Source organism: Neobacillus thermocopriae, from assembly GCF_010975035.1.
Lineage (GTDB): Bacteria > Bacillota > Bacilli > Bacillales > Cytobacillaceae > Neobacillus > Neobacillus thermocopriae.
In genome coordinates this window covers 1-23978 of record NZ_JAAIUV010000032.1, presented here as the reverse complement: position 1 = coordinate 23978, position 23978 = coordinate 1, and the positions used below count along the sequence as shown (strand labels likewise).

25 protein-coding genes, 1 rRNA gene, 2 pseudogenes and 1 riboswitch are annotated in these 23978 nt (G+C 35.0%); of the genes and pseudogenes, 12 read left to right on the top strand and 16 right to left on the bottom strand.

All coding sequences use genetic code 11. The features are described 5' to 3' along the window. Positions 1-337: ribosomal RNA gene (locus tag G4Z05_RS15130) — 16S ribosomal RNA — on the bottom strand; the annotation flags it as partial. 370 nt (positions 338-707) lie between these two features. On the opposite strand from G4Z05_RS15130, the gene G4Z05_RS16655 reads away from it, so the two are divergent. Next, positions 708-836 carry a hypothetical protein gene (locus G4Z05_RS16655; protein WP_276207652.1) on the top strand — a complete coding sequence of 43 codons (129 nt, stop codon included), beginning with the start codon at positions 708-710 and terminating at the stop codon, positions 834-836. A gap of 55 nt (positions 837-891) precedes the next feature. On the opposite strand, the gene G4Z05_RS15125 is transcribed toward G4Z05_RS16655, so the two are convergent. The 4 genes from G4Z05_RS15125 to G4Z05_RS15110 all read right to left on the bottom strand — a co-directional run bounded on the left by G4Z05_RS15125 (position 892) and on the right by G4Z05_RS15110 (position 4169). Beyond that, a complete protein-coding gene (locus G4Z05_RS15125) occupies positions 892-1644 on the bottom strand; it encodes an exodeoxyribonuclease III (protein ID WP_163252622.1) in 753 nt (250 codons plus the stop codon). A 343-nt stretch (positions 1645-1987) separates the two neighbouring features. Further along, positions 1988-2428, bottom strand: coding sequence for a peptidylprolyl isomerase (locus tag G4Z05_RS15120; RefSeq protein WP_038535473.1), 441 nt, complete (start codon positions 2426-2428; stop codon positions 1988-1990). Positions 2429-2653: 225 nt separating this feature from the next. Then, positions 2654-3118 carry a CBO0543 family protein gene (locus G4Z05_RS16675; protein WP_338036768.1) on the bottom strand — a complete coding sequence of 155 codons (465 nt, stop codon included), beginning with the start codon at positions 3116-3118 and terminating at the stop codon, positions 2654-2656. Next, on the bottom strand, positions 3045-4169 hold the full coding sequence (locus G4Z05_RS15110; protein WP_412758550.1) for a DUF2515 domain-containing protein: 1125 nt from the start codon (positions 4167-4169) through the stop codon (positions 3045-3047). Before G4Z05_RS15110 ends, G4Z05_RS16675 begins: the two co-directional genes overlap by 74 nt. Positions 4170-4255: 86 nt before the next feature. On the opposite strand from G4Z05_RS15110, the gene shc reads away from it, so the two are divergent. Beyond that, entirely contained in the window at positions 4256-6121 is a 1866-nt protein-coding gene (gene shc, locus G4Z05_RS15105) for a squalene--hopene cyclase (RefSeq protein ID WP_163252620.1), read from the top strand. 116 nt (positions 6122-6237) lie between these two features. On the opposite strand, the gene G4Z05_RS15100 is transcribed toward shc, so the two are convergent. The 3 genes from G4Z05_RS15100 to G4Z05_RS15090 form a co-directional block, all read right to left on the bottom strand. Further along, positions 6238-7689 carry a sensor histidine kinase gene (locus tag G4Z05_RS15100; RefSeq protein WP_205597589.1) on the bottom strand — a complete coding sequence of 484 codons (1452 nt, stop codon included), beginning with the start codon at positions 7687-7689 and terminating at the stop codon, positions 6238-6240. Then, positions 7667-8362 (bottom strand): response regulator transcription factor, encoded by a 696-nt coding sequence (locus tag G4Z05_RS15095; RefSeq protein WP_163252619.1) that lies wholly within the window; start codon positions 8360-8362, stop codon positions 7667-7669. Before G4Z05_RS15095 ends, G4Z05_RS15100 begins: the two co-directional genes overlap by 23 nt. 227 nt (positions 8363-8589) lie before the next feature. Beyond that, positions 8590-9120, bottom strand: a complete 531-nt coding sequence (locus tag G4Z05_RS15090) for a helix-turn-helix domain-containing protein (protein WP_163252618.1) — start codon at positions 9118-9120, stop codon at positions 8590-8592. Between the two features lie 159 nt (positions 9121-9279). Between G4Z05_RS15090 and G4Z05_RS15085 the strand changes: the two genes are divergently transcribed. Beyond that, positions 9280-10158, top strand: a complete 879-nt coding sequence (locus tag G4Z05_RS15085) for a VanW family protein (protein ID WP_163252617.1) — start codon at positions 9280-9282, stop codon at positions 10156-10158. A 24-nt stretch (positions 10159-10182) separates the two neighbouring features. Here G4Z05_RS15085 and G4Z05_RS15080 read toward each other — a convergent pair whose 3' ends face one another. After that, the gene (locus G4Z05_RS15080; protein WP_163252616.1) at positions 10183-10494 is read right to left on the bottom strand and encodes a hypothetical protein; all 312 of its coding nucleotides are present in this window, start codon (positions 10492-10494) and stop codon (positions 10183-10185) included. A gap of 214 nt (positions 10495-10708) precedes the next feature. Here G4Z05_RS15080 and G4Z05_RS15075 point away from each other — a divergent pair, with 214 nt between their 5' ends. Both G4Z05_RS15075 and G4Z05_RS15070 read left to right on the top strand, forming a co-directional pair. Next, entirely contained in the window at positions 10709-11419 is a 711-nt protein-coding gene (locus G4Z05_RS15075) for a class I SAM-dependent methyltransferase (protein WP_163252615.1), read from the top strand. A 159-nt stretch (positions 11420-11578) separates the two neighbouring features. Beyond that, a complete protein-coding gene (locus G4Z05_RS15070; protein ID WP_163252614.1) occupies positions 11579-11830 on the top strand; it encodes a sigma-G-dependent sporulation-specific acid-soluble spore protein CsgA in 252 nt (83 codons plus the stop codon). Positions 11831-12063: 233 nt separating this feature from the next. On the opposite strand, the gene G4Z05_RS15065 is transcribed toward G4Z05_RS15070, so the two are convergent. Next, positions 12064-12972 (bottom strand): YitT family protein, encoded by a 909-nt coding sequence (locus tag G4Z05_RS15065; RefSeq protein WP_163252623.1) that lies wholly within the window; start codon positions 12970-12972, stop codon positions 12064-12066. A 346-nt stretch (positions 12973-13318) separates the two neighbouring features. Between G4Z05_RS15065 and G4Z05_RS15060 the strand changes: the two genes are divergently transcribed. The 3 genes from G4Z05_RS15060 (at position 13319) to G4Z05_RS15050 (ending at position 14669) form a co-directional block, all read left to right on the top strand. Continuing rightward, positions 13319-13522: a DUF1657 domain-containing protein gene (locus tag G4Z05_RS15060; protein WP_038535491.1), complete on the top strand. Its 204-nt coding sequence runs from the start codon at positions 13319-13321 to the stop codon at positions 13520-13522. Positions 13523-13587: 65 nt separating this feature from the next. Next, positions 13588-13794: a DUF1657 domain-containing protein gene (locus G4Z05_RS15055; protein ID WP_163252613.1), complete on the top strand. Its 207-nt coding sequence runs from the start codon at positions 13588-13590 to the stop codon at positions 13792-13794. 14 nt (positions 13795-13808) lie between these two features. Continuing rightward, positions 13809-14669, top strand: a complete 861-nt coding sequence (locus tag G4Z05_RS15050) for a DUF421 domain-containing protein (RefSeq protein ID WP_163252612.1) — start codon at positions 13809-13811, stop codon at positions 14667-14669. 39 nt (positions 14670-14708) lie between these two features. Here G4Z05_RS15050 and G4Z05_RS15045 read toward each other — a convergent pair whose 3' ends face one another. Continuing rightward, positions 14709-15677, bottom strand: coding sequence for a DMT family transporter (locus tag G4Z05_RS15045; RefSeq protein WP_163252611.1), 969 nt, complete (start codon positions 15675-15677; stop codon positions 14709-14711). Positions 15678-16079: 402 nt separating this feature from the next. Further along, a riboswitch (Lysine riboswitch) is annotated at positions 16080-16270 on the top strand. 98 nt (positions 16271-16368) lie between these two features. Here G4Z05_RS15045 and G4Z05_RS15040 point away from each other — a divergent pair. Beyond that, entirely contained in the window at positions 16369-17856 is a 1488-nt protein-coding gene (locus tag G4Z05_RS15040) for an amino acid permease (protein WP_163252610.1), read from the top strand. Between the two features lie 54 nt (positions 17857-17910). Here G4Z05_RS15040 and G4Z05_RS15035 read toward each other — a convergent pair. The 5 genes and pseudogenes from G4Z05_RS15035 to asnS form a co-directional block, all read right to left on the bottom strand. Further along, positions 17911-18603 (bottom strand): annotated as a pseudogene (locus G4Z05_RS15035) (group II intron maturase-specific domain-containing protein); the annotation flags it as partial. Between the two features lie 595 nt (positions 18604-19198). After that, the gene (locus tag G4Z05_RS15030) at positions 19199-19717 is read right to left on the bottom strand and encodes a hypothetical protein (protein ID WP_163252609.1); all 519 of its coding nucleotides are present in this window, start codon (positions 19715-19717) and stop codon (positions 19199-19201) included. Positions 19718-20068: 351 nt separating this feature from the next. Continuing rightward, on the bottom strand, positions 20069-20254 hold the full coding sequence (locus tag G4Z05_RS16725) for a LytTR family transcriptional regulator DNA-binding domain-containing protein (RefSeq protein ID WP_163252608.1): 186 nt from the start codon (positions 20252-20254) through the stop codon (positions 20069-20071). A 110-nt stretch (positions 20255-20364) separates the two neighbouring features. After that, the gene (locus G4Z05_RS15020) at positions 20365-20634 is read right to left on the bottom strand and encodes a hypothetical protein (protein ID WP_163252607.1); all 270 of its coding nucleotides are present in this window, start codon (positions 20632-20634) and stop codon (positions 20365-20367) included. 246 nt (positions 20635-20880) lie between these two features. Further along, on the bottom strand, positions 20881-22272 hold the full coding sequence (gene asnS, locus G4Z05_RS15015; protein WP_163252606.1) for an asparagine--tRNA ligase: 1392 nt from the start codon (positions 22270-22272) through the stop codon (positions 20881-20883). A gap of 435 nt (positions 22273-22707) precedes the next feature. On the opposite strand from asnS, the gene G4Z05_RS15010 reads away from it, so the two are divergent. From G4Z05_RS15010 to G4Z05_RS15000, 3 genes and pseudogenes are all read left to right on the top strand, one after another. After that, entirely contained in the window at positions 22708-22998 is a 291-nt protein-coding gene (locus G4Z05_RS15010) for a hypothetical protein (protein WP_163252605.1), read from the top strand. A gap of 67 nt (positions 22999-23065) precedes the next feature. Beyond that, positions 23066-23200: a BA3454 family stress response protein gene (locus G4Z05_RS15005; RefSeq protein ID WP_163252604.1), complete on the top strand. Its 135-nt coding sequence runs from the start codon at positions 23066-23068 to the stop codon at positions 23198-23200. A 432-nt stretch (positions 23201-23632) separates the two neighbouring features. Beyond that, positions 23633-23978 (top strand): annotated as a pseudogene (locus G4Z05_RS15000) (transposase); the annotation flags it as partial.

Sequence of the window (23978 nt, the reverse complement as noted above, 5' to 3'; positions counted from 1 at the left end):
CGTGTCTCAGTCCCAGTGTGGCCGATCACCCTCTCAGGTCGGCTACGCATCGTCGCCTTGGTGAGCCATTACCTCACCAACTAGCTAATGCGCCGCGGGCCCATCTGTAAGTGTCAGCGCGAACCGACTTTCAACACTCCCTCATGCGAGGGGGTGAATTATCCGGTATTAGCTCCGGTTTCCCGAAGTTATCCCAGTCTTACAGGCAGGTTGCCCACGTGTTACTCACCCGTCCGCCGCTAACCAATAGAAGCAAGCTTCTATTGGTCCGCTCGACTTGCATGTATTAGGCACGCCGCCAGCGTTCGTCCTGAGCCAGGATCAAACTCTCCAAAAAAAGTTGATTAGCTCATAAAATTAACGTTGGCTTCGTTTCAATCGAAACGAATGTTGTGATTTATTGACGTTTTTGTTTGTTTAGTTTTCAAAGAACAATACTTCACAATCTATCAGTCTATAAAATAACGACGTTTATTATTATAATATAATATTTCACTGATGTCAACTGTCTTTAATCATTAATTAAAACACATAATCAAAGGTTTTATTCGATTATCAAACAGCGACATAGATAATAATACAAGCCATTAACTTGTTAGTCAACTACTTTTTTATTGTTTTTATTTTTTACTCAAAGTTTAGTTTTTCCTCTTTAGGATAAAATAATTTTGAAATGAACTATCTCAATCCATATAGGAGTGAAATGAATGGTACAAAAAAAAGACTTCGAAAAAGATATTAATCCTATAAATGATTCTGAGCTTACAGAGCAAGCCGTTGAAAATGAAAAATCGTCAGAATTTGATGAAATTGGAACCCCATTAAATGAAATCTAAAAAGAACGATCCTTTGCAAGAAATATTCCATCCCATCTTGCAAAGGATAACGAAGTTATTTTAATTCAAGAAGAATCGGACAGTGGTCACTACCCATAATATGAGAATGGATTTCAGCATTTTTTAATTTTCCACTAAGAGCCTCCGAAACAATAAAGTAGTCAATTCGCCAACCGATGTTTCGTTCCCGAACATTTCTCATATATGACCACCATGTATATGAACCTTCTTGTTCAGGATAGAAATATCGATAACTATCAATAAAACCAGACGCAAGTAATGTCGTCATTTTCCCACGTTCTTCTTCTGTAAATCCTGAATTTCCTATATTGGATTTTGGATTGCGCAAATCTATTTCTTTATGTGCAACATTCAAGTCTCCGCAAAGAATTACAGGCTTCCTTGCGTTTAATTGTAGAAGATGATCAAGCATCCGATTTTCCCATTCTAAACGATAGTTTAAACGTGCTAAATCTCTTTGTGAATTCGGAGAATATACATTCACTAGATAAAAATCATCATACTCCAATGTTAGAATTCTTCCTTCATGTTCGAAATTTTGTTCCCCTAGTCCATACCTTACTAAAAGTGGTTCTTTCTTTGTGAAAACGGCCGTACCGGAATATCCTTTTTTAACTGCATAATTCCAATACTGATAATAACCTGTAAGATCCAATTTGATTTGACCCTCTTGTAGTTTTGTTTCCTGTATACAAAATATATCAGCATCAATGTCATGAAAATAATCTAAAAATCCTTTATTCACACATGCCCTAAGGCCATTAACATTCCAAGAAACTAACTTCATAATAAAATACCCTTTCATTCTCTACTTTACTAATTGCATTTTACCAGCTTAATATTCTCATATAAAGAATACTGTTTGAATGAAATATACTTTTGTTTATATTAATGTGCATTACATCCACGTTCTATAGTTATTCCCCTTTTCCAAGTAATGTTTACATCGCTTAAGCTATTGAATACTTACTGTGATTCGATTTTCCTAAAATATTGAAGATTCCCTTTTACTTTTTGTAAAGTAATGAGCGAGGGTAGAAAATCACTAAGGTATTTGCACTTAACCATTCATACATTCGTAATGATTTTTTAGGTAAAAAAAAGAGAGCAAGCTGCTCCCTTTTATTACTTTATTCTTGATCAAATACTCTTACTTCTTTCATTGTGTCACCATTTTTCATATTTCTCACTGTTTCAAGTCCAGAAGTAACTTGACCAAATACCGTATGAACTCCATCTAAATGTGGTTGTGATTCATGAACAATAAAAAATTGGCTACCACCTGTATCTTTTCCTGCATGCGCCATAGAAATAGCTCCTGGAATATGCTTGTGCGGATTTCCTTCTGTCTCACATTTAATCGTGTAGCCTGGGCCGCCCATTCCTGTTCCCGTTGGGTCGCCACCTTGTGATACAAACCCTGGAATTACACGGTGAAAGATTACCCCATCATAGAACCCTTCATTCGCTAATTTCTCAAAATTTGCTACTGTTCCAGGGGCTTCATTAGGAAATAGATCAAATTCAATTTTTTCTCCATTTTCCATTAATATGTACCCTTTTTTTGCCATTTGAAACAACTCCTTATGTAAAATTAATTTTATCATACACTTTTTATAAAAGAATTAAAAGATGGATACGCATTCCAGTCATATTTCTACTACAAATATGATAAAATAATCTATGGGTTCCCTTCCAACAATTCGCTTGTTGCGGAACACTTAACCACTGTACGGATGGAAGGGACCCTGATGTCGTATTTGCAAGACTCAAAAAAGCCGGGCATTTGTCCCGGCTTATTGTTTTTGACCTTCCTTTTCTTTTTCCAACCATAGATAAAATCCATAAATAAAAGATAGAAATAGCATATAGCCAAAAAATGAGTAGATATGCTCCCATTTCTCTGAATGAGCAAACCATCCAAACATTTCCGATAAACGTTCCATGATCGGCATCAATAAACTAATAAATAGAATCATTCCCGCTTTACCTCTTGGATGAATCTGTGTAACATAATGCAAAAATACAATAACAAAAACGGGTAAAATGACTAAAGTAAACCAAAGATTAACCGAGAAAATATTTGACCAAGGTCTTATTGGAAACCAATAAACTCCTTTCCCTATAAAGTACAGATCCAAATATGTCCCAATTAACGAAGCAAACACAGCACAAATGACATAATTTTTATTTAAGAAAGTTAATCGTCTTTTTTGCAAGAGTAGCGATTTCGAGTCGTTCAAGGGTCTTACAATACTCATCCATAATCTCCCCATTAATCATTTCAAGATCATTTACCAAATAGTCAACCACTCGCCAATCATTAAACCAATCTCCACTTTCAGCCGCAGGGTGGCTGACATTTTTCCAAGCATTTTTTAATGTTGGACTGTAAAATCTTCTGGAACCCTTTCTAAGTTTGCATGATTTTAAGCGTAACGGATAAGTAAAACCAGGAACTCCCTCATTCACATCATTAAATATATGAGGCCAATAATCCTTTCTTGAGCCTGAGTGGGGATGACTTTTCGCCCACTCTACAACCTGTTTAAGTAAATCTTTATTATAAAAAAGGATGGAATATAACCTTTTTCCAAGTATAATTCGTTCATGCAAAGATTCAAATTGATGAAGCGTCACCCCTTTTATTTTCTTGTCACCATAAGGAAAAAGAATGTGATTAAAAGACAGTAAATCTTGAAGTAAAAACTCAAGCTTATGCAATACATCCTTTTGATAGATCGGATTTTGAATAACCCTTTTTTCCAAATAGCTTTGTTCATTAATAATAAGGGCAATACAATGAATAGTAGTGTCTTGATTTTGCCAAAAATGATTCCAAATCGTCTCCATAAAAGTTGATACATTTAAATAGGATAATAGGTAAAATAATGGTTTTTCTTGTTTTAAACTTTCCTCGTAAAGTAATAATTGTGGATAAACATCTTGAAAAATTAGCCAATTTCCGCGTTCAAGAAATTGAAAAAAGGATTTCCTTTCTTTATTGGAAAGTAACTTTGTAAGAAACTCCCCTTTTAAATCGGTCATATTCCAACCGCCATTCCTTGAGACCATATGCCCTAGAAATGCCCAGTGAATTTCTGGATGACGCAAATAATACTCAAGATACGCCCTTGTTCTTGTAACATTGTTTAAATTATGATAGTCCGTTTCCTTTTTTATTTTCTTTAACAATATTTGATCCTGTAACGTTAGTTGATAGGAAGAAAAAGGTTTGATTTTAAGTTTCTTTTTTAGTTCCTCTCTAATCTCTTCAATCGGTGTTTTCTTACGTTTTCTTGCAAAAATAATGACAGTCTCCTCCTTTGTGAATGGTACTTGCACGAAGAGAATATGTATAGCTAAAGGAAAAACTAATGGGAGAGGAGCAATATTAAATGTCAAATATAACAAATGGGATAAAATGGATAGTTGATAAACTAAGAAAAGACCAATCTCCCGACGGCTCTTGGAATTATCCATTTGAAACAGGGATCTCTACTGACGCTTATATGATCATTTTATTAAGGACATTGGAAATAAATGATGAAGAATTAATCAGAGGTCTTTGCAAAAGAATTTTAAACCAACAAGAAAAGAATGGTGCTTGGAAACTCTTTTATGATGAAAAAGAAGGTAATCTTTCGACTACACTCGAAGCTTACTATTCATTGCTGTTTTCCGGCTATTATTGTAAGGATCATCAATCATTACAAGCTGCAAAAAAATTTATTCTAGCAAAAGGTGGGTTAAAAAATGTCAGTACGTTTACAAAAATCATGCTGGCCATAACCGGAGAATACAAATGGCCTTCCCGTTCCTCTTTACCAATAGAAGTCATTCTATTACCACCACTATTTCCCGTCAATTTTTATTCGTTTTCCGTTTTTGGGAGAGCCAACTTAACACCTATCATGATCCTCGCCACAAAAAAATTTTCTATAAGAACGAAATATACACCAAACCTTACTGAATTACACCTTAAACGAGATGAAGAGGAACAATGGAATTACTCAAATGAATGGCGCTCGATCTTATCATCTATTGAGGATGGCGTAAAGAGGTTAGTCGGCATTCCAAAAGAACTTCGAAACTTGGCTTTGAAACGTGCAGAGAAATATATGCTGGATCGGATTGAACCTGATGGTACCTTTTACAGCTATTTCAGTAGTACTTTTTTAATGATATTCGCACTACTTTCTTTAGGTTATAAGAAATCCGATTCAATCATCACTCGGGCCATTGAAGGATTAAAAGCAATGAAGTGCAAGATTGAGGGTTTCCCGCACATGCAATACACTACCGCCAATGTATGGAATACTTCTTTGATCAGCTTTGCCCTCCAGTCAGCTGGCATGTCCCCAGAAGACCCGATGATAAAAAGAGCAAATGATTATCTCCTAAAACGGCAACATCAAAAGTTCGGTGATTGGGTAATTCATAATCCAAATAGTTTACCTGGAGGTTGGGGATTTTCCGATGTTAATACGATGAATCCTGATGTCGATGATACAACAGCCTCTCTTCGTTCGATTTCTAGGATTTCTCCCCCAGAACTAGCTGCATGGAATAGCGGAATTCGTTGGACCATATCCATGCAAAATGATGATGGGGGCTGGCCAGCTTTTGAAAAAAATACCGACTCCAAATTATTGACCTATCTCCCCCTTGAAAAAGGTGAATTTTTACTAATCGACCCATCATGTGCCGACCTGACTGGTAGAACGTTAGAATTTTTCGGGAATTATACCAATCTATCAAGGAATCATCCAATTATCGCAAAGGGAATAAGTTGGTTACTAAATAATCAACAAAAAAATGGTTCTTGGTATGGACGTTGGGGAATTTGTTATACTTACGGAACATGGGCAGCTATCACAGGATTAAAAGCAGTTGGAATTTCCTCTTCCCATCCAAGCATTCAAAAAGCTGTGAAGTGGCTATACAGTATTCAAAACGATGATGGAGGTTTCGGAGAATCGTGTTACAGTGACATAAAAAATGAATACATTCCATTGAAATATAGTACAATAACACACACCTCATGGGTGCTTGATGCCCTCATCTCAGTCTCAGATAAACCAACACCAGCCATTCGTAAAGGAATGGTTCACCTATTGGATTCACTAGACAAAAATGACTGGACAACTGCTTACCCGAAAGGACAAGGGATGGGAGGAGCCTTTTACATCCACTACCACAGTTATCGATATATTTTTCCACTACTCGCATTATCACACTATCAAAAAAAATTTCAGGAATAACAGGAAACATCGACTGCACCTGAAAGCTGGCAATGTTGCTTTTCGTTCAGGCCATTACAAATGCTCTTAACTAAACTCTAATGGACCTTGCCATCCTATTTAAAAAGCTGTCAGACCTATCTGACAGCTTCACTCGTTTCTGATTGTTTTGGAAACGAAATGACGAATTTTGTGCCTTTCCCTTTTTCACTATAGACATCAATTTCTCCATTGTGTAGGAGAACTAATTGTTTCACTATCGATAGTCCAAGGCCAAATTCGCCATATGGGTTGCTCGTTCGTGAAATATCTGCCTTATAAAAACGGCGCCAAATTTTTTCAATTTCATCTGGATCAAGACCAATTCCTGTATCCTCAACCTCTATGATGACAAAACGTTCATTTTCTCTACCACGTAGCCAGATGAATCCATCGTCTGTAAATTGGATACTATTTTTCGTAATGTTAATTAATATTTGAACTAACCTGTCGTAATCTGCGTGGATATATATATTTGGCGGGGCATCCACTACAATCTGATTATTCTTTTCTTCAGCTTGAAACCCTAGTTGGTCTTGAATAATCTCCAGCACTTCTAATAATTGAATATCCTCTTTCAACATTTGAATTTGATTCGAACGAATTTTCTCGTAATCAAGATTTTCGTTCACTAACCGAATCAAACGTTTTGCTTCCTGACTCACTAATTGAAGGCCTCTTTCTTTATCTTCCTCTGAGATCATATCATTTTTCAACCCTTCAATGACACCACTGATGGTCGTTAATGGAGTGCGCATTTCATGGGAAACGTCCGCCATAAATTGCCTTCTTCGATTTTCAAGACTTTCAATTTCTTCCCTCGATTTATTCAACTGATCGACCATATGGTTAAAATCATTCGCCAGTTCCCCAATTTCATCAAATACGGAAGATTGAACCTTTACATCATAATTTCCTGCAGATACTTGAGACGTCGCTTCCCGTAGTCTCTTGATCCGCTGAACATGGATTCGTGATAAAACCATACTTTGCAGGAATGATACACCAAAACCGATAAGAATGGTATACAAAAGAAACTTATTGATTTGTTTTATCATTCCAATAGAGCCACTGATTGGCGATGTTAATAAAACTCCTCCATAAAATCGCCCTTCATCTACATAAGGGACAACAACAAAGGTGACTCCATCTTGATCAAATGTTTTATAATCACTATATACAGCAAGGATTTCACCTTTTTTTATTTTCTCCCATTCGTCATCAGATAAGCCTTTAAGAACAAGGCCATCTCGATTAACTAAGTATAATTTTCCAGTCTTGTCAAACATACTAAAGCTTATCTTTCTCGCTGACAAAACATTACTATATTGTTTGATTATTTGATCAGCATCTAAAGGAGTTTCATTTATATCGGACAAAAATGCTTTTCCATAAGAAATCAGTTCATCTGCCTTATTCTTATACACCAAATCTTCCACATAATATGCAAATATCATGCTTAATAATAAGAAGGCTACGATAATAATACTTATGTGACTAAAAAACTGTTGGTAAAAATAACGAAACTTAATTTGCTTTATTTGAGTCATCAAATTTATACCCTACTCCCCATACAGTATGGAAAAACGGTTGCTGAGATGTCTCGACTTTTTTCCTTAGTCTCTTAATATGAACATCTACTGTACGCTCATCACCATAAAACTGATAACCCCAGACCCTTTCTAGTAATTGTTCTCTGGAAAACACTTGCCTAGGATGCTCGACTAAATAATAAAGTAAATCGAATTCCTTTGGAGTTAAATTGGTAATCAATTCGCCGTCGACCATTACTTCCCTTGTATTTTTATTAACCTTAAAATGGTCTGTCTGTAAAATCCCATTCTGTTCTTGTGGAACATGGTTTTGATAACGTCTTGTCACTGCTTTAATTCTAGCCATCAAGGTTAATGGGCTAAATGGTTTGGTTACATAATCATCGGCTCCCATTTCTAGCCCTAGCACTTGATCGGACTCACTATCCTTGGCGGTTAACATAATTATTGGGATGGTATACTTTTCTTCCCTAATTTTCCGACAAATAGTGACCCCATCCATACTAGGAAGCATCCAGTCAACGATTAAGGCATCCCAATGTCCTGTTTTAAAACGCTCATATCCCTCTAGCCCATCATTGACAAATTCACCAATAATTCCTTCCTTCGCAAAGAACATCTCTATCATTGAACAAACGCTTTTATTATCTTCTATCACCAATATTTTCAAATTCACTCACTCCCAAAGAGTAATACTTTTCTTTCATTCGTTCTTCGTCATATTAAAACTTTCATTCTTAACTAACTATATCTTCTAGCTCCTATACTTACATAAATTTATTGTTTGTTCCAAGATTTTTGATCTGGACGTGAAATAATCGGCTTAACTAGATACAAATACGACGTTTACCCAATATTTTATAAAGTACAGCCTCCAGCTATTATCTACAAATTGATCTAATGATCGTTCGGAATAAAAATAGTCGCAAATGTTCTTCTTTTCCTTCCATTTTTCGGCTTTTTTTCTGCTGCCTTTTGAAATAATCTCCTCAAATCATAAACAAATTCACGAAATTCTTCGTCAGATAAATAAAGGGAATTTTGACGATACCCCACTCCGTCGGCTGCCAAATCTATATTTCCTTTATTTAAATATCTTTCATATTCCCCCATTAAATTCGCCAAAAATTGAATAAATAAGCCCATATGTTCCTCTTTTGACAACTTATTCAATTCTTCTGGACTAATTTCCAACCCTGGCTTATGGATCGAATAAACCTTTTCCACCGTTCCTCTAACAGGTATTTCATTTACAACATATATAACTTCTGAATCCGTCAATTTTTTTATATTTCTATATAATGATGCTTGAGGGATGTCAGGTAATAATTCCTTTAATTGCTGAGCAGTTAGTTCCTGATGGATTAAATGTTGGATAATTCTCATCCTTACCGGATGCAGGATTACGTCGACTTTTGATTCTTTCATGAATGCTTTGCCCCCAAACTATTATCATTATTAATAACGATAATATAATGGATGAAAGATGTAAAGTAACATTGGAATTTATTACATTACTTCTATTAGCAAAATTAGTACATCAAATTATTTTATATTAGCAAAATTAAAATGAAGGGGGTACTCGAAATGCTACTATCGTATATGTTCAGCTTTTTACTCGCAACTCAAATAATCACATCACCAAACGAAATAACCATTACAAAGAATGGGAAACCAATTACAAGACTAGACAGTATGGACTTTTTTCATCCATATTTTGACTTACCGATTATGGACTCTAAAAAGGTTGATCAAATAGTAGATCAACTTAATAAACAATATTCCATTCCACCTAAAAATGCTCAGCTTGATCCAAATGGAAATATAATTCCAGAAAAAGCTGGGATGGAAATCGATCGACAAGCATTATTAAAACAAGTTTATTCACACTATATTCACCAAAAACCATCGAACATAGAATTACCCATGCGAACGGTTTATCCGAATGTGGATAGCGAATTACTAAATGATCTCCGTTCACTTCGGATTGGGCTCTATATTACTTCCTTTAATCCGCGAAATAAAAACCGTTCCACCAATATCAAATTAGCTACTGAATCTATAAATAATTATGTCGTTTTTCCCGGCGAAACTTTTTCATTTAACAAAGTAGTAGGCAAAAGAACGAAAGAACGAGGATATTTACGTGCGAAAGTTATTGTAAAGGGGGAATATGCAGAAGATATTGGAGGAGGAATTTGCCAAGTTTCCTCAACTCTTTTCAATGCTGTCGATAATGCAGGATTACAAATCGTGCAGCGTTTTTCTCATAGTAGAGAGGTACCATATATTCCACGTGGTCGAGATGCTACGGTTAGCTGGTACGGTCCAGATTTTCAATTTAAAAATGAATACAATCAACCTGTATTAATTCGTGCGAAAACAGTAAATGGTCTGCTTATTATCGCGATTTACTCTTCGGAAAATATCCAATATACCCCTAGAAAAATTCCCTATACTACATAAAAAAGTCCGCAATATGCGGACTTTTTATTGCTTCTTATTCATTGCATTTTTAATCAATTCATCAGAAAACTCTGTTAAAGCAGCATTGTCCATTCGATTTATATTAAGGTTCGGAGGGACCATATTTTTGACGGCATTGGTCACCCCTTCGCGATTAAGTTTAGGTGCAAAATGTTTAACAGCATTGGTGGATGGAAGCATCGTTTTTTTACCTTTCCCTCTTGTTAGTCCATAAACTAAAGCACTTAAACCAATGCTTAATACTGATGCCCATATTGAGCCTCTATTTCTTCTTTTTGGCCTAAACAAGCGGTGAAACGGCATTCTTCTTCTCATTTTAGCACCCCTTTAAACTTTATATGGAAGTTAATTACCCTTCCATTTAATTAATTTGCACTATAATGATTTGTTTATGTTTTTGTTGGAGTGTCTTGATGATGTTAACTGTTGGGAATAAGCAAATAATTTGTACTTTTTCCTTCTTTCTCCTTTAGAGAACCTCTTTTCGTACCTTATCATAAGATACCTAAAAGGAATGAGGGTGGTGTCTATGGGAGGCTTAACATATATTGATTTTTTAGCTAAATTCGGAATTGGCGGGGCACATCCAGGTGGATTTGGTTTGACTAAATACATTTTATCGAAAGAAAATATAACAAATAATTCCTGGGTCCTAGATGCTGGCTGCGGTACTGGACAAACAGCAGCATATATTTATGAACAGTATAAAGCAAAAGTTTTTGGATTGGATATAAATCCAATTATGCTCGAAAAAGCAGCTACACGATTTAAAAACTTGAACTTTCCTATCCAATTAATACAGGGATCAGTTGAACAAATCCCTTTTGAAGATCATACTTTTGACTATGTTTTATCAGAATCTGTATTAGCCTTTGTCAATAAACCAAAAGCATTAAAAGAATTTTATAGAGTATTAAAAAAAGGCGGTCGTCTTATCGCAAATGAAATGACATTAAATTCCGTTCTAAATAAATTTGAGGAACAAGAAATTAAAAATTTTTATAATGTGGACAGTTTATACCTTGAAAAAGATTGGATTACCCTTTTACAAGATACTGGATTTCAATCAATCAATGTCAGCAGCCAACAAGTTGATTTTCTTTATGGGAACAACAAACAGGAATTTAACTTTTCCCCCAATTTTGAGCCAGAGCTTTTTGAAGTATTGAATAAACATGGTCATATGCTTATTAAGTATCACAATATTTTAAGTCATCGTATTTTTACTTGTACGAAATAAAATCGAATAATTGTATTTTTTTGAGATGACTAAATTCCTTTTGCATTTTAAACTCGCAATATTTCCATATCCTTTTGTACTCCTTATTCATTCACTAGCTTTTCGACGAATATTACACGAATCTGGATATAAAATAATGGAGTGAAAGGAATGATATTTATGGATAAAACATTAGGATATTTAAGGGAAATATTATCCAATTATACGGATAAGCATGCTGAAGGTAAACTCTTATACAAAAAATTGATTGAGGGAAATTATGATTCAGAAGAAACCTTTGTAAGAAATTTAAACAGAAAAGAGGTAGATTTTTTAAACAAAATCCTACCAGATGAAATTAAATATGCGCTTGCTGAACAAGATAAACTAAGGGCTTATCAGTTAAATGAAGTATATGAATTACTTATTTAATAAAAAATGATGACAGCTAAACTGTCATCATTTTTGCAAATATTTTAATATTCGCGCAATTATTTCCTCGGCAAGCGCATAATGCGACATAATCTGATTTATTCAACCAATTCGACTCTTCATCTTACGACATAAACCACGAAAATCCTACACTAATTTATATGAAAAAAATTAAAACAGTCTTCAATAATAAATACATTCTTATTTCCAGCCCATATGAAACTGAACTGTTTTTAATGAATATCCCGCTTTTTAAATCTACCTCCGCGAACCTCTGCAATATCAGCCACAGCTAGAAAAGCATTTATATCATATTCCGTGACGATTTCTTTCAATTTTGCTTCCTCAAGACGATTGATCACGCAAAAGATCACTTTTTTATCATCCCCTGAAAATGCACCTTCCCCATTTAAATATGTGACACCTCGGCCAAGTCGATGCATGATGGCTTCACCAATTACCTTTGCATTATCACTAATGATCCAAACTGACTTTGATTCATCCAAACCAGTGATCGTAATATCAATCGTCTTGTAGGCGACAAAATAGGCAAGTAGTGAATACATAGCTCGATCCCAAGAAAATACAAATCCTGCACTTCCTAGGATGAACAAATTAAAAAACATAATTATTTCCCCAACTGAAAATGGGGTTTTCTTATTAAACAAGATCGCCAAGATTTCAGTTCCGTCCAATGAACCTCCGTAACGTATTACCAAACCAACACCAAATCCAAGGATAACGCCGCCGAATATTGTGGCAAGAAGAATATCTTGGGTAAAAGCAGGTACAGGATGGAGTAAAGAAGTGGCGATGGAAAGAATGATAATACCATAAAGTGTGGATATGGCAAATGTTTTTCCAATCTGTTTGTATCCAATAAAGAAAAAAGGAAGATTAAATAATAAAAGGAAAATTCCTAATTTCCATCCAGTCAGATATGATAACATAATGGAAATCCCAGTTATCCCACCATCAATAACATGATTAGGCACAAGAAAAACTTCAAGACCTATTCCCATTAAGATTGCACCTAGCGTAATAAACACGACACGCTGCAGTATCTTCTGCTTAGTTAATTTGCGATGTTGTATTTTCTCCAAAGCAGCTTCTAACAATTCATTTTCTTTTTTTACTTCCATTTCTTGGATTCCTGTCATTATCTGGCCCCTTTCCTTTTAGATTGAAGAGTGAATTGGTTCCGTTTACATCGCTTTCCATTAGGTACGACTAATCCGTTCTACCTAATCAAGCTAATATAAGCTTCCTAACTAATTATAAGTCTTATTTTTAACAAAAATAAACCATTTTGCTTAGTTTGAAAATAACAATAATTCCCACCAATAAGACTACTTCGAAATATCTGGATATAAGTATATTTGAAATTTAATGAAATAAATACCACAAAACAATTATTACCAAACATATATCGGTAATAATATCAAATACTTATCATTGTAAGACACACAGATGAAAGAAGGGAAAAGAATGACTGTAGGGACTCAAGTTAAACAAACACTAGCTGGTTTAAAATCTGCACAGGCGAGCTTCGAAACCTTTGCATTACAAACAGAAAATAAAAATGCAAAACAACTTTATCAAAATGCAGCCCAACAAACTCAGGCCATCATTGACAGCATAGAACCACGTCTTCAGGAAATTATCACTGAAGAGCCTCAATATAACCAATAAATAAATATGGTTGGCACCTTCTGCCAACCCTTTCTTTTCTAATTCATTTTGGCAGGAGGGATAATATGACGGTTGCTTCAAATGTTAAACAATGTCTCGCTTCATTGAAAGGAATTGAATCACAATTATCCATATTAGCATTAAACGCTTTGGATGAAGAAGCAAAAACAGCTTTTCATGAATCCATGTTAGTCATTGGAGATATAAAAAAAGATCTTGAATATCGTGTTCTTGAACTCGAACGTCTAGAACCACAATATAAAGGTTCCTAACATGAGGTGTTATTATGAATGAATGGTCAGAATTATTATTTCGGACATTCTTATTTATTTTATCTTTATTTCTCGTAACAAAATTACTAGGAAAAAAACAAATTTCTCAATTAACACTCTTTGAATATATTTCAGGGATTACCATAGGAAGCATTGCTGGTGAAGCCATTACGGGGCTAGAAAAAAATTACTTACAAGGTCTAACAGCCATTGTCATTTTTGGTGTGATTACCTTTTTAGCTGACTATTTATCACTAAAAAGTAAAAAATTTCGTGATTGGGTTGAAGGAAAAGGTACGGTTGTCATTAAGGATGGGAAAATACTTGAAGATAATTTAAAAAAGGAAAGATATACAGTTGATGAGTTATCTTCCCTACTTAGACAGCAAAATATTTTTAATGTGGCAGATGTTGAATTTGCCTTGATTGAACCTGAAGGAAGAATTAGCGCCCTTTTGAAAAAAGAAAATCGCCCTTTAACACCTAAGGATCTTCAAATGAAAATGCCAAATGAAAAAGAACCGCAGACGGTCATTATTGATGGAAAGATCCTTGACGGCGAACTTACAGAAGCAGGTAAAGGGCGAGGCTGGCTTTATAGTGAATTAGAAAAACTAGGGGTTACACTAGATAATGTGTTTATGGCCCAGGTGAATTCTTACGGTGAACTTACTGTTGATTTATACGATGATAAAATTCAAGTGCCTTCCCCTGCTCAACGGCCATTATTGTTGGCATCATTGAAAAAAGCCCAAGCTGATTTGGAAATTTTCTCTCTCTCAACAGATTGTGAAAAAACAAAAGCCATGTACAAAAAGAATGCAGACCTATTGCAAGAAACGATAAATAAACTAAGTCCATATTTAAATGGTTAATTTCCAAAAAATCCTATTGATATAGAATGGAAATTATATTTAGGCACTAACTTTTCTGCCATCTGGCAGATCTTTTTTATGTGTTACATAACTATGAAGAACCATACCTCCCATTACTAAGATGATTCCTACCCATGATAAAGGGGTAGGTAAAGCGGTATGTAACAGTAAAAGTTCACCGATGAGGGAAAATAACACTTCCATTGATTGAGTAGCTTCTACTGCAGCGAGTTTTTGCATATTTCCTCTCACAAGATCAGTGGCTCGGAAAAATAGTACGGTTGCAATGACACCAGAACTTATCGCCACTAAACCAGATTGGATTGATTGCGCTATGCTTGGAGGTCCTACCGTTAATAGGCCATATAGGGATAAAATGATCCATACCGGCATACTAGCTAAAGTCATTCCTAATACACGCTGAAAAACATCTAAACGTCCTTCGCACTCATCCATCATTTTTCGATTACCTAATGGGTAAGCAAATGAAGCTACTACAACAGGAAGAATTCCAAGAGTCAATTCAATCATGGTAAGACTACTAGCGTGTTCAAGCTGCATTAAAATAATTCCAAACAAAATAATGAAAGACATCGTTAATCCTTTAAATGGGATTTTGCCTTTAACTTGTACTTTTCCTTTTTCCGTTTCAATGGTTTCATAAAATAAAGGAGCTAATAGTGATCCTGAGATAATGGTTATTTGCCAAGTTGCAGCAATCAGCCATCCAGGTGCATAGGCAGCAGAAAAACAAATAGGTGCATAAAACAAACCGAAACCTACTGTACTCCACAAAACCCAGGTACCGGGTTTTCGTTTCATTTCTAACCATAGTGGCTTCAAATTTTTCCTTCCCAATACGATAAGGAAAAGGAATGGTACCATAAAAAAATACCGTAAAGATGCGCTCCAAATCCAACTTCCACCTGCGAGATCCATTGAACGATTTAAAATAAAAGTAAAAGCAAAAAAGAAGGCAGAAAAGATCCCTAAAATAATTGGTCGCATGGTTCCACTTCCTTTACCTCTTATAGCCAAAAGTATAACAGAATTCTGAATTATTTGTTAATAAACCATTCAAAAAATTACCAATCGATAAAGTAATATTGTATATGTTATTTTAGTAATAAACAGAAAATAATAATACAAATGATTTCATTCCTTTGTTCATCTTTATAATAGTTAATTTTTGAGTAATTGGATTTTAGGAAAAATACCATCATCTTTAGTTAGGTTAAATTTGAAGATTTAAATAATTAATTCCATTCCAATCATTGTGTTTTTTTCATGATTTTTCATTAGAAAGACTTGATATGAGGAGTAATTTTGTAAATCCTCTATTGACTATATGAAAAAAATAAATATAATTTAATAGTATATTAATTTCATAATAAAAATCCTCATCAAAACCGATGAGGTAGAGGTCGCGGTTTTTATTAGTAAAATGGACTAGATGCAGAGACATCAATGACCCCATTTGAAAGGAAAAGCCGCCGAAGTGTGCCATTTATCTCTGTAAATGCATGCTGGGGCTGTCTCCGAATAGGGACAGAACTGTCACGCTTGGCCTTACCATCCATGCGTGAAGAGCTATCTTTCGGAAGGTATGATGCGGGGTATTCACAATGCCATCGAGTCGTCCTCGGTGGCATTTTTTATTCCAAACTCCTTCCAAATACATCAAAAAGGAGTCATAGTTATGCAGACAGCACAAGGTAGAAAAGAAATTAAATTGGAAAATGAAAACAACGAATTAAAACGTAAATTAAAATCCCGTCACTTGACGATGATCTCACTTGGAGGAACGATCGGTACCGGCCTATTTTTAGCCACTGGTGGCGCGATTCATACAGCTGGTCCGGGAGGGGCTCTTGTTGCCTATTTAGTTATCGGCATGATGGTATACTTTTTAATGACCAGTCTTGCCGAAATGGGAGCATATATGCCAGTTGCCGGAAGCTTTAGTACGTATGCTACGAAGTTTGTTGACCCTGCACTTGGTTTCGCTCTCGGCTGGAACTACTGGTACAATTGGGCTATTACAATTGCTGCCGAGCTTGCAGCCGTAACCATGATCATGAAGTTTTGGTTTCCTGATAGCCCCTCATTCATTTGGAGCGCCATCTTTTTAACTGCCATTTTCCTTATTAACTATCTATCTGTAAAAGGATTTGGTGAAGCAGAATACTGGTTCTCCTTAATCAAAGTCGTTACGGTTATCGTTTTTATCATTTCTGGGACATTAATGATTTTTGGTATTATGGGTGACCACGCTGTCGGATTTAAAAACTTTACCATCGGGGATGCACCATTTAATGGCGGATTTATGGCTATGTTTGGAATCTTTTTAGCAGCCGGATTTTCTTTCCAAGGAACCGAGCTTCTAGGTGTGGCAGCAGGTGAAACCGAAAACCCTGGTAAATCCATCCCTAAAGCTGTTCGTTCTGTCTTTTGGCGAATATTACTATTTTATGTTTTAGCCATATTAGTCATTGGTTTACTTATCCCATATACCGATAAAAATTTAGCTAATGAAGATATTACCGTTAGCCCATTCACACTTGTATTTAAAAATGCAGGAATTGCTTTTGCTGCTTCCGTTATGAATGCGATCATTTTAACTGCCTTATTATCAGCTGGTAATTCAGGGATGTATGCTTCTGCACGTATGCTTTGGCAATTGGCCCGTGAAGGAAAGGCTCCTAAATTCCTTGGAAAACTGAACAAACGTGGTGTACCAGTTAATGCTTTAATAGCAACAACCCTTGTTGGGACATTAGCTTTCCTTGCTTCTTTCTTCGGAGATGGAACAGTTTATGTTTGGCTGTTAAACGCTTCTGGTATGTCAGGCTTCATCGCCTGGCTTGGAATTGCCATTTGCCATTATCGTTTCCGTCGGGCATATGTAGCTCAAGGTAAGGATGTAAATTTATTACCTTATAAATCGAGATTCTTTCCATTCGGACCGCTTTTTGCCCTTGCGATTTGTGGGATTGTGGTCTTAGGACAAAATTACACTGCCTTTTTAGGAGAACAAATCGACTGGCATGGTGTACTTGTTTCTTACATCGGTTTACCATTATTCCTCCTTTTATGGTTTGGATATAAAATTACTAAAAAAACAAAGATTATTCCTTTGGAACAATGCGATTTAAATAATGAAAATCAATCGAGTAGGATTAGGTGACTAGCCCCGATCTCTCACACCACCGTACGTGCCGTTCGATAAACGGCGGTTCTATTAAGATTGACGAAGAAATTCATTACGATCATATAGACTTTTCAACCCTCGTTGGCTCCAGTAGGAGTTCTCGAGGGTTTTGTGTAGAATTGGGCTGCAGGCAATTCTACAATATTTCTGTCTAGAGTTGCCCCATTCATGTACTTTGTAGTCAGGCACACCAAAACCGATTAGTTTCCTCACTTTCGTTATAGGATTTTCCACTGTTTCCATTGTTTCCACTTGCACATTCTTTGCCTTCTTCTTATCCATTTATCTAATTCTTTGAATTTGCTTGGAGTATCGGCTTAAGCGAAGTATCAGCACCATCCGATTAGATATCGGTTTAACCTTCAATCCTTACTTCCGTTGGAAGAGGTTTTGACCGTGAGGTAATCTCTCGAATCTTCATCTTAAAGCGCTTCATACTTTGTTGATCAATTCGTACCTTCGGTTCTTTATTAATGTAAAGCTGAAACCAAGAAAACTCCGTATCCATGGTTAATCAACGGATCACTTGTCCCTATTTACCTTCAACTTTAGTTTCTGCTCAATGAACGCCGTAATGGAGTCCATTACACGTTCCCCTGCTTTTCGTGACTTTACATAGATGTTGCAGTCGTCCGCATAACGAACAAACTTATGCCCTCTTGCTTCTAATTCTTTATCCATTTTGTCAAGGATGATGTTTGAAAGCAGGGGACTGAGAGGTCCCTCCTTGCGCTAATATTCGCTGTGAATCTCCAAAATTTAGTAATATCAATACCAAAAATACGCGCAAGTGCATTCACGATATCACAAACTGCAGATGCTAAAGTAATGGTGCCATTATTTAAGTCCCAATTCATAATCACACCTCCTTTCAAGTAAGATATTTCTATCCTTTACTACATTAATTTTTTATGACTTTCCAAGATTTTGTTTATAACTACAGTTTGAATAACTTAAATCACATTACTAACAATCCAATATATAAATATTACAGATGGGATAACAAAACTATTAAAAGCGTAAATAAACAAGCAATTGATCCTAATATCTTTGTTAATTTAGCTGTTTTCACTTCTTTCATATTTAATTTTAAATATATTAGATAAAAAATTATTGAAATCACAGGTAGAATAAAAAACCTATCAGGATTAGAAAGTTCAAACCACAAATATTTGTAATGCAAAAGTTGCTCAGTCTTTTTTTATCATATAAAGTAAATAAATGTAATAAAATAGCATTTTAAATAACAAAATCCTCTAGAATGACAAAAAGTTTTAAAAACTCACTTTGTCATTCTAGAGGGATAATTAGATATTTATTATTCCTGTATTAAAAGATGGATTCCCTTAAATACAGCAACCCATAATAGAAATTCCATATTTAAAGAATTATAAATAGATACTTTATAATTCTTTAATCCTATGATTCCTTTAATAGTTGAAGAAGATCTTTCAGCTTTCAATATAAGATTATCACCATCCTTCAGTTCAATATTTTTGTATGCAAGACTTGTCTTTACCCTATAATTTTTTTCTTTATATAGAAAATCCAATTCTTTAAACACTGATTTTTTTTGATAAACTGATAATTCAGATATTTTGGCTGTTAAATTTTCTGTTGCATCAACAATTTTAAAAGTATTCTTTAACAAATTACTTTTTTCTTTAGTGGAAATACCTTTATATGTATGTATTTGATCAGTAAAAACGAATTTTGCTGCTGGAAAACTTATTTTTGGTTCTATACGAATTTCTTGTCCAGTTATGACATCTATAATCGTTTGCTTTTTTATGTCTAATAGTGTTGAATTAAAATCAAATTCATGTACTTTTTGCATTATTATTTACACCTCATTTTTCAAATAAGTGATCCTTTTAATTTATATATTTTGCTATATAAAAATACAATACTTCGCGGATTCACAGCACCAAACTGGAAATTATGTAAAAGACATTTAAATATAATAAACTTGATACAGAACCTCTGCGAAATGTTCTTTTGCCAAAAGACAAACATAATAAAGTTTGATACCTGAACAATGCTATCATGTCCATTACTCCATGTAAAATTTCCAAAAATAGTCTTATAAAAGAACTGCTTTGTCCAATTAGGTCAAAAAATAATAACCTGCTTCATTTATAAAGCAGGTTATTATTTTATTTTGACTAACTATATTCAATTAATACAATCATGCATTAATATAGATTTTAATTTTGTTCATGCTCACTTTAATTTCTTCACTACAACCTTCCATAATATTATACGATCGCATAAATGGATCAGGTTGAAGCACTTTTATTTTGTTAATAGGTATTAGATAAGACTTATGAGGTCTATAGTAGCCAAAGTACGGATAAATTCTCGTTTGAAACAATACGGTTAGTATTATCTAAGTATATAATACTTTTACGACCATCCTTTTCAATAAATAATATTCTGCTTATTGGAATTAAAGTGAATGCCCCATTTTTTTAATTACAATTTTTACATTATCAATCCTTCTACTATTTTTTCTTTTACAAGATTTTGGGTAGATTTTTCCAACCTAAATAAATTTAAAGACTTTGTAATAAAATCAATCGGATAAACTTCAAGGCTGTTAAATGCGTATTTTGGAAAAGCTGAAATAAAGATAAAATTTATACCCTGGTGGTTATTGGAAATTTCTTTGGCGATATCAATAATTGCACTAACTACTTCCATTAGGGCAATGTAGATTTGTTTTCCCGCACCATCTGCCCCGTTCCACGGCATCCAGTCACTAAAAGTATCTACATAAGTATCCAGTGGTACCTAACCTTATATGAAGTTCGTGTTCCTCAGACTGGAGGTTTGCCGCCGGCTTCCTTCAGATTCCATGTTACCACGGACATCCTTGCGCTAAGCTAACCATTACTACTGCCTTCAAGGCTCGGGACTTTCTCCCTATAGACTATACCCGTGCCGGGCGCACATTAAAAAACAGACTCTTAACCAGAGTCTGTTTACATAATATAATTATTAGAATTCTGCATTTCCTGGTGTTCTTGGGAACGGGATGACATCTCTTATGTTTGTCATTCCTGTTAAATACATGATTAATCGCTCAAAACCAACTCCGAAGCCAGAGTGCTTAGTACCGCCATATTTTCTCAATTCTAAATACCACCAATAATCTGCTTCATTCATTCCAAGCTCTTTGATTTTATCGGCGAGGACTTCTTCACGTTCTTCACGCTGACTGCCCCCCACTAATTCACCAATTCCAGGAACTAGTAAATCGGTAGCAGCAACCGTTTTGTTATCATCATTTAAACGCATATAAAAAGCTTTGATTTCCTTCGGATAATCGGTGACAAATACCGGCTTCTTAAACACTTTTTCACATAAATAACGCTCGTGCTCCGTTTGGAGGTCTGCTCCCCATTCAACAGGGTAAGTAAATTTCTCGCCTGATTTTTGTAACAATTCAATAGCTTCTGTATAGGTTACACGTCCAAACTCAGCATTTAAAGCATTATTTAGTCGATCCAACAATCCTTTTTCTATAAAGTTGTTAAAGAAATTCATTTCTTCCGGTGCATGTTCTAAAACATAAGAAATGACATACTTCACCATTTTTTCTGCAAGGTCCATAATATCAGGTAATTCTGCAAAAGCTACTTCCGGTTCAATCATCCAAAATTCAGCCGCATGTCGAGCAGTATTGGAATTTTCCGCTCTAAAAGTCGGACCAAAGGTGTATACATTGCGGAAAGCTAAAGCAAAAGCCTCTGCAGAAAGCTGCCCACTAACTGTTAAATTCGTATCTCTACCAAAGAAATCTTTTGAATTGTCCACATTTCCATTTTCATCTTTTGGAAGATTATTCAAGTCCAATGTGGTGACTCTAAACATTTCACCAGCACCCTCTGTATCACTTCCGGTGATAATAGGTGAGTGAACATAAACAAATCCTTGATCCTGGAAGAATTTATGAATAGCATAGGAAGCAATAGACCTAACGCGAAAAACGGCTGAAAATGTATTCGTTCTAGGTCTTAAATGAGCAATCGTCCGTAAATATTCAAACGTATGACGCTTTTTTTGCAATGGATAATCCACATTGGATGTACCCTCAATGACGATGTTCGTTGCTCTGATCTCAAAAGGCTGTTTCGCCTGAGGAGTATAGATAAAATCCCCCTCCACTTTAATGGATGAACTAATTGGCAATTTGGCAATTTCCTTGAAATTCTCTAACTTATCATCAAAAACGATTTGAACACTTTTAAAGAAACTACCATCATTCAATTCAATAAATCCAAAGGCTTTAGAATCACGGATCGTCCGAATCCATCCTGAAACTTGAACCTTTTGATCAATAAAACTTTCTGTATTTCTGTACAAATCCTTTATTAAGGTCACTTTCACCTGGGTTTCCTCCTATGTATGTATATGATCAACACCAGCTCTAATTTTTCAGCTGATGTCAGCAGCTAAATAAAAAACCTCCCATCCCGATGGGACGAAAGGTAAATTCCCTATTGTTACCGTATTATATCCCTTACATATTATATTAAAATCAACATCATTAAGCAATATTCAACAAATTCCCCTTGTTACTATCATAACCTAACAATCATATTACCAAATTCAAACTAAAAATATACGTCATTATTGTCTCTTTGTTTGAGCAAATTAATAAATTTGAATTTCATTCTTCCATCAAAATAACCTACCACTTTCCATTACCCACCCTATTTACCCGCATTGGTTCTCTTTGATATAAATTTCATTCTTTTATAAGACTATTCATTTAAAATTGTTACAATATTTGTTAAATTCTATAAAAATAGAAGGAGTTTTATGGCATTTAATCGAAATCTTAAACATACGTTCGATTCTTTACGAAGGGAAGTGTGTAGGATGGACAAAATTACTTGTATTGCCTATTTACTATTCAGTTCTTCTAAGAATCAAGAAATTAAAGAAAAAGCCATCCAATTGCTGAATGGCGATGTATCTATTCGTGATTTAAAAAGAAATACGTTAACTCAATCCCATCTAGTCATAGCAGAATCTATTTTAAGAAAAAAGAAGATAGATAAAAACCTAGTACAGCAATTCGCAGAAACATATATGACAGTTGAAATATAATTCCTTTTGTTTAAGGAATATTACCGATATTTCAAACTAAAATTTTTCTGAAAGGAAGGTGATAATATTGATACAAATAGAAGTAACCATCACATTCAACGGAAAATCGTACTTAACGAATGTTATTACAGACCGTGACACATCAGAAGAAGAAATTTTACGACTGGCTTTTGAACAAGTTCAAAAGCAATGGGCAAAATAAATTCCTTGAATTTAAAGAATAGAGGATATCCAAAAAAACCTTTTAGGATCTTTCATGTTATTTACACTACACATCACATTGACTTTTCTTACTCCAGGTATAAAGGTATCTTTTCGTCAACTACACTGTTGTAGAGTTCTACTTATATTGATCTCAAAAAACTGAATCGGCTACACTTAACTGGACAATAAAAATAAGGTCAAGTAGACTAACCACCAAATTTGGGCATACTGCTTACTGTCATAAGAGATCCATTCTAGAAACTTTACGTGGAGAAGCGGGTATGCTAGCCTTGTCGGCGGGGCCAGGTGTACTTATCAGCTGGCTTCCTGGTCGGGAAAGCATGTCCGCAGAGGCTCCATGTCAAGTTTCGGCATTATTCCACTGTTGTTGCAGTCTACGTTACCCCTATTTAGTTAAGGAGAGACTTACATGAGAGAAAGAAGAACTTTTACTTCCGAATTTAAAGCTCAAATGGTCAAGTTATACGAAAGCGGAAAGCCCAGAAAAGATATCATTAGTGAATACGATTTAACGCCTTCGGCATTGGACAAATGGATTAAACAAAGCAAAACATCTGGTTCGTTTAAAGAGAAGGATAATAGGACACCAGAACAAACAGAGTTGATCAAACTTCGTAAAGAAAACCAACGTTTATTGATGGAAAATGATATTTTAAAGCAAGCTGCGCTGATACTAGGACGAAAGTAAATGTGATCAAAAATAACCGACACAAATACTCGATATCAGCAATGTGTGACGTCCTACAACTCCCAAG